The following is a 13,302-nucleotide window of genomic DNA, read 5'->3' as shown; positions in this document are numbered from 1 at the left end:
ATTTATTTAGAAATTTCCCAGGCGCTAGAGCCAGATGCAGATAAATTAGCGTTATTATTACGTAACACTTTATTTCCTACATTAATTGACGACTCAGGTCGACTGACTAAGTAACCTTGAACTGAACTCACACCTAATTTTTTCACAAGCTCAAACTGGGCGATTTCTTCAACGCCTTCTGCGACAATTTTAAGCCCCAATCTTTGCCCAAGCTCACTAATTGTATTGAGTATATCGTTATATTTTTTGCTTTTGTTAGCTTGTGTAATAAACGAGCGATCTATTTTTATAACATCGATGGGTAAATCTGCTAGCGTACTTAAAGAGCTAAACCCGGTACCAAAATCGTCTATAGCAATAGTTACACCGTCTTCTCTTAGCTTGCTCAACTCATCAATAATTCTAGAGCTTGCCTGAATAAAGGTAGACTCTGTTACTTCAAGCATTAAAGACGTTGCCGGTAACCCCGTACTTTTGAGGATTTTTGTGATCCAATCGTATATATCACGATGTTTTAACTGAATACCGGAAATATTCACTGATATTTTTACTTTACGCATACCCGCATTGTGCCAAGCAGCCATTTGTCTGCATGACTCAAGCATAATCCAATCACCTAACTCTAATATTAAATTTGATTCTTCAGCAATAGGAATAAATTCAGCGGGAGAGATCATACCTTCAACGGGGTGATTCCATCGAGTGAGCGCTTCAAAATAGTCAATCATGCAATCTTCTACGTGCACAATTGGCTGAAAAGACAAATAAAAGTCTTTGCATGCAATGGCTAAACGAAGCTCTTCAAGTAAGTAATGATAGCGACGCATTTTATTACCCATTTCTGGAGAATAAACTTTAAAAATACCTTTACCATCACTTTTAGCACGATACATTGCTACATCAGCTAGTTGTAATAGTGCTTGTGGTGTAGATGCGCTTTCTGGATAAGTAGCAATACCAATGCTTGCGCTAATTTTTACAATCTTATTGCCAAGCACAAAGTCTTTTTCAAGCTCACTAAGTACTTGCTTGGCTATGTCGACTACTTTGTCACTTTCGTCCAACGATTCAATAAATATAGAGAATTCATCACCGCCTAAACGCGATAAATTTTGTTCTAACTGGTTTGCAGAATTGATATTACTCAACTTATGGTGACGCAACACATTAGCTAATCGCGTGGCAACTTGCACCAATATTTCGTCGCCAAAACTATGACCAAATGAATCATTTACTTGCTTAAACCCATCTAAATCTATAAACAACAATGCACAATTGAGTTCTTTTTGACCGGTTTGATTTATGTGCCTACCAATATGCTCTATGTAGGCATGTCTATCGATGAGTTGTGTTAATTTATCTTGGCATATACTTGTTTGTGTTTGTTTCACATAATTCACTACATGCATATTTAAGGTCGTGATAGATTTGCTTAAATTACTAATACCATTAGGGTTTTGAGCAGGTTCAATATCTAAGTTAAACGACTCTAAAAGTTTATTTGCCTGCAGATTAAGTTGGCTTAGCTTATGTTTATGATTTTGTTTCCTGCTTTGTTTTTTTATGTAGACAGCAAGCAAAAGTATACAAGAGAAGAAAATAATAATGTTTTTAGGCGACGTTAACACCATCAAGATGAGTGCGTTTGAATCAGCCGCAATAAAATGTTGATCCGTTGTTTTAACAAGAAGTAATGTTTGAGAAGCACTGTCAATTGTATAATGACCGCTTAAAACAGGGTTATACCAAGGGGCAATATCTAAACTGGTGCTGCTTATATCAAATTTTTTAACACTAAAATTAGACTGAAACAGATTGGTACGGCTTATTTGGCTCGTTAATTCAGCATTTAGGTAAAAGCAAAATAACAAAGTGACTAAGGAAATTAATCCAACATGCTTTAATTTGTTCATGAAAAATTCCCTAACAATACTAATCCTTAATAACTAAATGCTCATTATATCCCCTATTTTTGTTTGTAAGCAATTATTAATGACTTGTATGCTATTTTTTGTTCATTTTAATATAGCTAAGTTATTGTTTATTCGTTAAGGCAATTATTTTTAGCGCAAAGTATCCGCAAAGTCAGACCATGTATTTGATAGATTGCTCACAAACAGCTTATGTGTATATTTTGCTTGTGAGCTTAAATCTATCTATGCTTTTAAAGCTGCCATGCGTAACTTACTTTTGTAAAAAAGGTGCGTTGGTCGCGCTCAATATTTTCTAGTGTATCATCCTGATACCCTCTATCTGAGTAACCTAGGTAAAATAACGTTTGTGCGTTAATTTTATACGAATAAACAAGCTGGCTGCCATAGTCTATATTTGTTTTGCTTACTTGATAAAAATAAGCGTCTTTGTTTCTGTCTATATCTTCAACCTGTAAAATGAGCTTTAACATTGATCGCATGTTAAATTTATAATGCAGTCTAAAATCGACTAAATTAGCTGTGTAAACGCGGTCATCTCGTGGGTTATCTAACTTACTATAACTGTGTCTTATATCCACTTGCCAATGATCGTTTATATCCCAAACTGCTTGCGTTTGTGTATTAATTACATCGCCAAGCTCTAAATTTGTATAGTCAATACGGCTTGCATATTCTAAATAAAACGATAAGTTCAAGTCTTTTGTCGGTTTAAGCGAAGTGTAAAGATAACCTATATTCTGATTGTAAAATTCATCGTAATAACTTTCTTTACGATGGATAAAACCAATATTAAATAAAGACTGCTTTTGCCCCTTAAAACTTAAAAAGCCTTCATACTCTTCCTCAAGCAAGTCACCACTTTGCGACCAGGTTTTATCCCAATCAGCTTCATAAGACCATGACGTAATTAAATCTAACTCATCTCGATACCACGTTTGACCGCCACCAATTAGCACTTTTTCATAATCAACTTTTGCTTGGTATCCTAAATCGGTGCGATAATCCTCACCAATATTTTCATAAGATGTGTAAAGTTTATAGTCTCGCTTGTCACGCGTTAATTCAATTGCGTATGCCTGATCAGATTGCGTTTTGGATAGTCCATAGTTATCAACCAAAAAGTCAGAATTTCGTGTTTCAGCTGACGAAACCTGATAAAGCAATGTATCTGACTGATTAAACCAATAACTGCCATCAACTGATAGTACCGTATTACGATAATTATCGCTTTGTCGGTGTGTACTTGAAACGCCCAACGTTCCTTGATCACCTAAATCATATTGATAACGACCGACTGCTGCCTGTGTTTTTTCATTTAATGAAGCAAAACCAGAGCCTTGATTTGAAGGAAGTAGAATATTACTGTTTTCATCATCAGCTAACATAAGTGCATAGCTATGCCCATCCGTTTTACCGGTTAACTTAGCGCCTAAAGTTGGCTCTGCAATGGTTCGGGTGTATAAAAGCTCAAATAAGCCACTTTTAAAATATGAGGCACCATCTAAAAAGAAAGGTCTTTTTTCTGCATAATAAATTGAGTAGGTTGTATTTACATCAAGCTCTAGAGAATCAGTTTCTACCTGCGAAAAATCAGGATTAATAGTCGCATTTAATACCGCGTCTTTTGTTATTCCCCAGCGTAAATCTAAACCGGCTTCAGTATCTATGTTACCGTTCTCCCAGTCACCGGGAAGTTGCGCTTTATCATCGTGACGAAGCGCTGTAACCGTTGGGGTAAGTTGTACATTTTTACTTGATTCAATTTCACTTAAGCCCGTTAACTTATCAAACTGGCAAAGGCTACATTTGACATCGCGGTCGAACCCCATGTTAGATATTTGATAGAGCACGTCCCGTGGGTAGTTTCTCATTAACAAAAACCCCCACGTTAAATCTTTTTTATCTTCTGGAAAACGCAATGCTTTAAAAGGAATACGCATTTCAACTACATAACCTTCATCGGTAATTTTTCCGGCACTATCCCAAATTGCATTCCACGACGGATCAGACTGCCAACCATCGGTATCGCTCATGCGTAAATCACCTTGCGCACCTAACGGATTAACAAAAAACTCATAGCCTGAGCGCTCATCATTAAAGGTGTCTATTACAAGTATGACAGTATCATCTTGCCAAAGGGTATCTCGGTCACGAAGTGAAGCACGTATTTGATCTGGGTCAGGGTCGTAAGCAATAAAACCAACATACAAATTTGTGCCATCTTCGTACATGTAGGCATCGGTTTTTACCGGAGGCGCGCCTCTTTCATTAGGCTCATCTTGAACGAGTAAAGGAACGTAGGTCGCTTTTTGCCACTGCGTTTCATCAAGTACGCCATCAACACTAATATTTTGATTGATTCGTGCTAGCGATACCTGCTCTTTTTCTGCAAATACACAGAAGCTATTAAATAGGAGAAAAAAGGATAAAAGTAAAAGCGTGAGTGGTTTTTTTATAGTTATAAAGTACTGCATAAACATCCATTTAGAACAACTTTACCCAATATGAGTAATTTCTAAGCCGGAGTGTAATTTAAGCGAGTACATTTGTTAATACCTTGCAAACAAAATTTCGCTGAATATTAACTAATTAATAATAAAGGGTTATTTTAATTGGACGGTTAGGTGTCGAGTAGCTTTAGCTTATTCTCAACTCCATTCCATGTGTCTGCATCATCTGGGGCAGATTTGACTTGGGTAATGCGAGGCCAAATTAAGGCAAGCTCTGCATTAAGTTCAGTAAATTCTTTTTGAGAGTCGGGTAACTCATCTTCTTGATAAATTGCTTCAGCTGGGCATTCCGGTACGCATAACCCACAATCAATACAATCAATTGGGCTAATTGCTAAAAAATTAGGGCCTTCAAAAAATGCATCGGCAGGACACACTGATACACAATCGGTGTACTTACATTTTATGCAATTTTCAGTAACTACAAACGCCATAAATTTTTTGTACCATAAAGCTAATTTTATAGTGCGCGATCATACCCTTTCACCTCAAAAATACAATAAATAACTGCCATAATTAGCCAATTTAACGTAGTATATGCGCCCTTAATGTAAAGCCAATTCGTGCCCTACACTTTCTTATTGTGAGCGGATATACAACCGCTAAGACACCAAATAGAGATATTAATGATACGTTTAACTGAAATAAAATTGCCACTTGATCATGATGAAAATGCTATTGGCCAAGCCATTATCAACAAACTAAAAATACAACCAGAACAATTACACAGTTATAACGTATTTAAACGTGGCTACGACGCGCGCAAAAAAACAGCCATATTACTCATTTACACCCTTGATATAGAAGTTGATAACGAAGCTGAGCTTTTAGCTGCATTTGCAAAAGATCAACATGTTAAAACAGCGCCCGACACATCCTATAAATTTGTAGCTCAAGCAAATAAAAACATCACAGAGCGCCCCGTTGTTATTGGATTTGGCCCCTGTGGTTTATTTGCAGGCTTAGTGCTTGCACAAATGGGGTTTAATCCAATTATTGTTGAGCGTGGAAAAGAAGTACGAGAGCGTACCAAAGATACCTTTGGCTTTTGGCGTAAAAAAGCATTAAACACCGAATCAAATGTGCAGTTTGGTGAAGGCGGCGCGGGTACATTCTCAGATGGCAAATTATATAGCCAAGTAAAAGACCCTAAGCATTATGGTCGTAAAGTTATTACCGAATTTGTTGAAGCAGGCGCACCTGAAGAAATTTTGTATGTAAGTAAGCCTCACATTGGTACGTTTAAACTTGTGACAATGATTGAAAAAATGCGCGCTCGTATTATAGAGCTAGGTGGTGAAATTCGCTTTAGCACCCGTGTAGATGATATTCACTTAGATGACGGTCAAGTAACAGGCTTAACCCTTTCTAACGGTGAACACCTTGAAACACGACACGTTGTTCTTGCCGTTGGGCACAGCGCACGCGATACCTTTAAAATGATTCACGAAAAAGGCATTTATTTAGAAGCCAAGCCCTTTTCAGTTGGCTTTAGAATAGAACACAAGCAATCAATGATTGACGAGTGTCGCTTTGGACCAAATGCCGGCAACCCGATTTTAGGCTCTGCCGACTACAAGCTCGTGCATCATTGTAATAACGGACGCACTGTATATAGCTTTTGCATGTGCCCTGGTGGCACTGTCGTTGCGGCAACATCTGAAGAAGGCCGAGTTGTTACCAATGGTATGAGCCAATATTCACGCAGTGAGCGCAATGCAAATAGTGCTATTGTTGTGGGTATTTCACCTGAAAAAGATTTCCCAGGCCATCCTTTAGCGGGTATTGAGTTGCAGCGCAAATTAGAGGAGCTAGCTTACAAGCTAGGCGGCGAAAACTATGATGCACCAGCCCAGCTTATCGGCGACTTTTTAAAAGGCAAATCTTCTGCTGATTTAGGCGATGTTAAACCCTCTTACACACCAGGAATTAAGTTAACTGACTTAAGTAACGTATTGCCTGCGTTTGCTATTGAAGCGTTACGTGAGGCTATTCCTGCTTTTAATAAGCAAATACGTGGGTTTTCTACTAATGATGGATTACTAACGGGTGTTGAAACGCGCACGTCATCACCCATTAGTATAAAACGTGACAGAAGCTTTCAGAGCATTAACACCAAAGGACTCTACCCTGCAGGTGAAGGTGCAGGCTACGCTGGCGGTATATTATCAGCGGGTATTGATGGCATTAAAGCTGCCGAAGCTGTTGCGCTTTCAATGCTTGAAAACGCTTAAACGCGCTATTTAGTTAATTATCGTAAAGCCTCACATTGTGGGGCTTTTTTGTGTTAAAAGTAACCAAAAAATTATTTGTGTACTTTTTTATGATAAAAAAATTATTAGGGTTATTAACCTTGGTCGTTGCTTTTAATATTTCAGCACACGAGCTAAAAACAATAGATGAGATCCACTCAGCGTATAAAAATAATAAAATTACCGCTCAACAACTTACTCAAGGCTATATTAAACGAATTAATCAGCTTAACCCTCAATTTAATGCCGTCATAAATATTGAACCTACAGCTGTTACGCAAGCAAAAAAAATTGATGCACTTAGTGCTCAAGGGCTGTGGGCTGGGCCTCTTCATGGAATACCCGTACTTTTAAAAGATAACATAGAAACCACTGGATCATTACCAACAACAGCTGGCTCTTTAGCTCTTAAAAATAATATAACTAATAACGATGCATTTGTTGTTAAGCAGTTAAGAAATGCGGGCGCTATTATTTTAGGCAAAACCAATTTAAGTGAGTGGGCAAATTTTAGATCGTCTTACTCATCGTCTGGATGGAGTGCAGTTGGCGGGCAAACACACAATGCTCATGATACAACTCGTAATCCCTGTGGTTCGAGCTCAGGGTCAGCGGTTGCCATCGCACTTAACTTTGCCCCTGTAGCCCTTGGAACAGAAACCGATGGCTCTATTACCTGCCCCGCTTCTGTAAATGGCGTTTATGCTATAAAACCAAGCATGGGCCAAGTATCGCGCTCTGGTGTAGTGCCACTTTCTAGTAGCCAAGACAGTGTTGGTCCAATGGCACACTCATTAAAAGATGCCCGTCTTGTATTATCTGTGTTACAAGGACGCGATCCGCTTGATACTTCAACGCATAGCTTTGAATTGCAAACACTGCCTAAAATTACAAAGTCATCATTAGTTATTGGTGCGTTGCCCAGTGATAAGTTTACAGTGGAGACTCAGCGTTTATACAAAAAACAGCTCTCAGCGCTCAAACAGGCAGGTCATACAGTAGTCAATATTGATATATCTGATGATTTAGCTACGCTTTTTGTCGATGAATATTACATATTACTTTATGATTTTAATAAAGAAATAAACCAGTACTTAGCAAATACTCCTGACCAAGTGAAGGTAAAAAGTTTAAGTGCACTGATTGATTTTAATAAACAAAACAAAGCAGCTGAAATGCTTCATTTTGGGCAAGATATTTTAATACAAGCCAATGCTATCGACTTAACACAAACAGACAAATACCAAAAAACTAAACACCGTTACCGCACACTGGCCACAGCTGCAATTACTAATTTATACAAAAATAATAATGTGGATGTTGTCATTGCCCCAACAACATCACCTGCATGGAAAACAGACTTAGTAAATGGTGATAACTTTAAAGGCAGTAGTAGTTCTTTATCAGCAATTGCCGGCACAACTCATATAACTCTTCCTGTTGGTCAAGTCAGTGGACTACCTGTTGGGTTATCTATTATTGCAAATAAAAACCAGCCACAGGCTGCCTATCAGCATGCTCAAATAATCGACGCAGTATTTATTTCACCCATAAAAAAACCTGAGTAAACTCAGGTTTTATTAATTCTTATACGAGTTGTTATTTTTTAAGTGACAACTTTGCACCTTTTAAGCTTTTACGCACATTAGATATACGCGAACGGTTTACTGCACGAGCTTCACCCGTTGCTTGCCCTGATAACTTATTAGAACGAGTACGGCGTAAGTGTGCCGGTTTTTTACCTATTTTATCAATAAGCACTTCGCGGTTACTCACTTCATAGCCTTCAAGGTAAACACGCTTAATTTTTTGACCGATTAATGCTTCGATTTCAAATAATGTATTTTCTTCTTCACGGCTTACAAACGATATTGCTTGGCCTTGATTACCAGCACGGCCTGTACGGCCAATACGGTGAACGTAATCTTCAGCAAGCCATGGTAAGTCAATATTAATTACACGCGGTAATCCATCAATATCAATACCACGCGCAGCAACTTCAGTGGCCACTAACACACGTACCTTACCTTCTTTAAACTCACGTAAAGCACGGCGTCGGTTACCTTGTGACTTATCGCCATGGCAAACGGTTGCAGGAATGCCATCAAGGTTTAGTTCTTTAACTAGCTCATCCGCTGTGTCTTTCATATTTACAAACACAAGTACTTGCTGCCAGTTCTTTTTACCAATCAGCTCAGAAAGAAGTTCTTGTTTGCGGCGCTCTTCCACTGGGTATACAACGTGCTGTACAGTAGATGCAGTACTGTTAGTTTGGTCAACACGCACAATTTCAGGTTGCTTAAGTACCTTAGAAGCAAATTGTTTAATAGCTGCAGGGAATGTAGCCGAAAATAATAAAATTTGACGGTCATCAGCACAGCTTTTAATCACAGTTTGCATATCTGTGATAAAGCCCATATCAAGCATACGGTCGGCTTCATCAAGTACTAGGTGCTTTACATTGGCCAAGCTTAAGTTACCTAGGCGAATGTGATCTAATAAACGACCCGGAGTTGCGACTACAATATCAACGCCTGCTTTTAATGCGTTTTCTTGGCCTGCGGTATTTACTCCACCAAATAAACTCACTACTTTTAGTGAGGTATGCTTTGCATATTCTTTACAGTTATTGGCTATTTGCTCTGCTAATTCTCGTGTTGGTGCTAAAACCAAAGCAGTAGGTGCATTGGTTGTGCTTAAGTCTGATTCAATTAATTTTTGGATAACAGGTAAAGCAAACGCGGCAGTTTTACCGGTACCAGTTTGTGCACTGGCTAAAACGTCTTTACCTTTACGAACAGCTGGAATTGCTGCGCGTTGAATGGGCGTAAGAGTGTGATAGTTGAGTTCGTCTAATGCCCGGATGATTTCAGGTGCGAAACTAAAAGATTTAAAATTCATGCTGTATAACCTACGGCCACATTATCAAGGGTCGCAAATTATACAGTAAAAATGAGCCAACAGTTAGTTTTAAACAATATTACTATTTAAATATTTTGTTTTATTAAAGTACCTTACCTGTAACCCAAGAGTTTCTTTCACAAAGTAGCCGCAATCTCACTTCTCGCAAAAATATTTACCTCATAAAAATTTACAAAATATACTTATTATTAATTTTTTTTAAACGTGTTATTGCTCTACAGCTTTCTTATGTATAGAATTCAAGCCCCATTTAAGGGACATTTAAATAAGGATTTAATAATGATAAAAAGATGTTTAACTGCAGCAGTACTAGCAAGTGCTTTCGTAGTAACCCCAGCGCAAGCAGATGTTAACCCATGGCAACAATGTGGTATCGGTGCAATGGTTTTTCCTGATAATGGCACAGCCGCTGCTATCTCAAACATTATTTGGGATTTAGGAACAACAGCTGTTTCTTCAAATGTTTCATCTGTAGAAAGCTGTAAAGGTGCAAATGTTAAAACTGCACAATTTATTCAACAAACATTCCCAATCTTAGAGCAAGAAATTGCACAAGGTGAAGGCGAGTACATCTCAGCAATGCTTAATGTACGTGGTTGTGACAGCGCAGCTCACACGCAAATGATCTCAACAATACGTAATGATTTTGCTCAAACATCTGTAAACGATGCTCAGGCTCTTTACACACTTGTTGAAAGCAACATTGCTAGCCAGTTCTCAGCTAACTGTTCTGCAATATAATATATAAAAGGGCTAATTTAGCCCTTTTAGCTCTTCTACCCCAAGCCCGTTGGGTATTTATGAAAATTCATTCTTCAATCATTTTTATTTTTTTTATTGCTTCGTTTAATATTCAAGCATCAACAACATTAAAACAATTAGCACAACATCCCACATGGCTAAGTTTAGGCCATTACAAAAAACCAGCGTTTAATGAGAGCTATATTACAAACACATCATTTTTTATATCTTCACTGGGAGCAACAAGCCCTTTTGAAGAACTAAAAGCGACTGTGCAAAGCTTTAATTCAAATCCATTAACCCAATGCAAATACCCAGCAAGATACACGTGGCTACAAAAACAAGGGCTCACATTTACACAGCCTAAATCCTCCTGTATTGAACTAGAACAATGGCGAGATGAGCAGCCTATACATTCTATAAGCCTAATATTTGCATCGGGTTATATGAGTAACCCCGCATCACTTTATGGGCATTTGTTGTTAAAACTAAATCGGTCATCAGCCAAAAATAATAAACTACTCGATTACAGCATAAACTATGGTGCTCATGTACCGGATAACGAAAATGGACTAGTTTATATAACAAAAGGCTTGTTTGGCGGTTATAAAGCGGGGTTTTCAGATCAATTGTTTTACCGCCACCAACATAATTATGGCGAGATAGAACTAAGAGACCTTTGGGAATATAAGTTAGCCTTAAAAAATAACGATACAAGGTTTATTGCTAATCATTTATGGGAAATACTCGGTGCGCAATTCGATTACTATTTTGCTGATGAAAACTGTGCTTTTCATATTGCGCAGCTAATAGAGCTTGTTATAGGAGAGCAGTTAACAAATAACAGTTCGCCTTGGATGATCCCTACAACTGTTTTTTCAAAATTAAATCAGGCAACTTATAACAATAAAAAGCTGGTTCAAGACGTACTCTTTACGCCATCTAGGAGTACTGTTTTTATTGAGTACATGAAAAAGCTGACTGCCAACGAATCAAACATTGCAGAGAAAATATACAAAACACCTGATTTTCTTGAGCAAAATGATTTCACTTCACTCAATATAAAAAGTAAAAAGCGAATTATTGAAACATTATTTGAACTAGTCCAATTACAGCAAATAAAAAAACACAATATTGACCATATTAAAAGCTTAAAAAAGGCGCTTATTAAAATGCGTTTAACGCTTCCAATTGGTAATGAAGTGCTAGTCTCATCATATACCCAACAAGCGCCTCACAAAGGGCAAAAACCGTCAAACATTTCTGTTTCTTCAACACGAGTAAATAAACAACATAACCTAGGGTTAGGATTTAGGCTTAGTTATTTTGATTCCTTAGCGTCAGATGTTGCACGCATTGCGTTTTCTAATTTAGAAATGGTTGATACCGAAGTCTCAATTTTAAACTCTAAGTTATACCTAGATAAACTACACTTACTGGATCTAGAGTCATTTTCACCAGCATACGTTGAATGGCCACAAGAAAATAACTTATCATGGAAAATTAATGCTGGTTTTGAAAGACAGAATACACTTTGCCGAAGCTGCACAAACACGTTTTTAATGGGGGGAATAGGTAAATCTTATCTCACTAACAATAATAAAACCTTAATATTCACGCTTGCTAACGGGTATATTGGAGATCTCGCTGCTACAGACAAGATTTATGATTCATCGTTAGAACTAGGTGTAATAACAACACTATACTCAGATATAAAATTAAGAGCTTCTCACGAACAATTTATTTTAGGAAATGATGAGAAGTCATCAACTCAAGCTGAAATATCAATTCCAATTAATCAAAATTTTGACATTCGTTTCAGTTATAAGCATGCAAACTTAACAAGCTGGAAATTTAAATTAAATTATTACTGGCAATAAAATAGGCCAAAAGTGAAATCATTTACGCTTCACTTTTGGCTTAAATCTTAATTAAGAAAGAGTTAATACTTCATCGCTGTTAAGTAAACGCGCCTTGCCACCTACTACATCGGCTTCATTTAACTGATTAATGAGTGGCAACCCTATTTGTTGTTGCTCATCGCTCAGTGGCAAATACGGCAATCTAAATACGGGGTTTACCGCGCCCGTCATCATCAATGCCGTGTTTATTGCAATCGGGTTTGGCTCGCAAAACAACCAGTTCATTAAAGGTTGTAAAGAGCTATTTAACGCATCATTTTTAGTATCCATTAGCTGGCGAAACAACCTAGGAATAAGATTAGATGTCACCGATATAACACCGTGGGCTTTGTGTACATGGCGTGCGTCGTGCGCTTCGTCATCGTTACCAGACCAGCACGCAATACCTTGCTGCTCGTAATGTGCAATTCGCTCGTTACCACCGCATTCTTTTACACCAATTAAGTTAGGGTGTTTTGCTAATGGCTCAATAATATCAGGTGTTAAATCTTGCCCTGTGCGCCCTGCTACGTTGTAAATAAACGCAGGGCCTATATCGAGCACGCGTTTAAAGTGCTCTTTTACACCCGCAATAGACGTACGGCCATAATATGGATTAATTTGCAGCGCTGCATGCATTCCACTTGCAAAGCCATATTTAGTGGCTTTTATTGCCTCGCGTGTATTATTACTGCCTGTATTACCAACAATTAGTAACTGATTGCCATACTTGTTTGCACTGTGCGCAATAAGCATTAAATGCTCTTCCCAGTTCATTAACTGACCTTCGCCGGTTGTACCACCAACCACAATGCCATCTACACCCGCGGCAATTTGTATTTCGACGAGTTCATCATACTTGACTAAATCTATTTCACCATTAGCTAAATACGGGGTTTTAATAGCAGTAATTAAGCTTGCTTGTTTAATTTGTTCTAGGGTGCGCATAAAAATTCATTATTTATAAAACTTGCGCTATTTGTAACATACTTACACGCATTTTTGCAGGTCTAAGCTAATAATAAACGTAAAATGGCTTGTG

General features: G+C 37.9%; 9 protein-coding genes. 4 read left to right on the top strand and 5 right to left on the bottom strand.

The window, feature by feature from the left end; translation table 11 throughout:
• Window positions 1-2: 2 nt before the first annotated feature.
• From PMAN_RS18345 to fdxA, 3 genes are all read right to left on the bottom strand, one after another.
• Complete coding sequence (locus PMAN_RS18345) at window positions 3-1,913, bottom strand: putative bifunctional diguanylate cyclase/phosphodiesterase (protein WP_008127905.1); 1,911 nt, start codon at window positions 1,911-1,913, stop codon at window positions 3-5.
• 251 nt (window positions 1,914-2,164) lie between these two features.
• Window positions 2,165-4,408, bottom strand: coding sequence for a carbohydrate binding family 9 domain-containing protein (locus PMAN_RS18340; protein ID WP_021032436.1), 2,244 nt, complete (start codon window positions 4,406-4,408; stop codon window positions 2,165-2,167).
• A gap of 146 nt (window positions 4,409-4,554) precedes the next feature.
• Window positions 4,555-4,878 carry a ferredoxin FdxA gene (fdxA, locus tag PMAN_RS18335; RefSeq protein ID WP_006791755.1) on the bottom strand — a complete coding sequence of 108 codons (324 nt, stop codon included), beginning with the start codon at window positions 4,876-4,878 and terminating at the stop codon, window positions 4,555-4,557.
• A gap of 192 nt (window positions 4,879-5,070) precedes the next feature.
• On the opposite strand from fdxA, the gene PMAN_RS18330 reads away from it, so the two are divergent.
• Complete coding sequence (locus PMAN_RS18330; RefSeq protein ID WP_010556265.1) at window positions 5,071-6,678, top strand: NAD(P)/FAD-dependent oxidoreductase; 1,608 nt, start codon at window positions 5,071-5,073, stop codon at window positions 6,676-6,678.
• 89 nt (window positions 6,679-6,767) lie between these two features.
• Entirely contained in the window at window positions 6,768-8,264 is a 1,497-nt protein-coding gene (locus PMAN_RS18325; RefSeq protein ID WP_033035550.1) for an amidase family protein, read from the top strand.
• Window positions 8,265-8,295: 31 nt separating this feature from the next.
• On the opposite strand, the gene PMAN_RS18320 is transcribed toward PMAN_RS18325, so the two are convergent.
• Entirely contained in the window at window positions 8,296-9,597 is a 1,302-nt protein-coding gene (locus tag PMAN_RS18320; RefSeq protein ID WP_010556267.1) for a DEAD/DEAH box helicase, read from the bottom strand.
• A gap of 300 nt (window positions 9,598-9,897) precedes the next feature.
• Between PMAN_RS18320 and PMAN_RS18315 the strand changes: the two genes are divergently transcribed.
• A complete protein-coding gene (locus PMAN_RS18315; protein WP_008127917.1) occupies window positions 9,898-10,359 on the top strand; it encodes a DUF3015 family protein in 462 nt (153 codons plus the stop codon).
• A 59-nt stretch (window positions 10,360-10,418) separates the two neighbouring features.
• Window positions 10,419-12,239, top strand: coding sequence for an Lnb N-terminal periplasmic domain-containing protein (locus tag PMAN_RS18310; RefSeq protein WP_010556268.1), 1,821 nt, complete (start codon window positions 10,419-10,421; stop codon window positions 12,237-12,239).
• A 51-nt stretch (window positions 12,240-12,290) separates the two neighbouring features.
• On the opposite strand, the gene dapA is transcribed toward PMAN_RS18310, so the two are convergent.
• Complete coding sequence (dapA, locus tag PMAN_RS18305) at window positions 12,291-13,208, bottom strand: 4-hydroxy-tetrahydrodipicolinate synthase (protein WP_010556269.1); 918 nt, start codon at window positions 13,206-13,208, stop codon at window positions 12,291-12,293.
• Window positions 13,209-13,302 lie beyond the last annotated feature (94 nt).

Source organism: Pseudoalteromonas marina, from assembly GCF_000238335.3.
GTDB classification, from domain to species: domain Bacteria; phylum Pseudomonadota; class Gammaproteobacteria; order Enterobacterales; family Alteromonadaceae; genus Pseudoalteromonas; species Pseudoalteromonas marina.
Note: the sequence above shows the minus strand (reverse complement) of the source record. Positions and strands in the feature narration are given on the sequence as shown.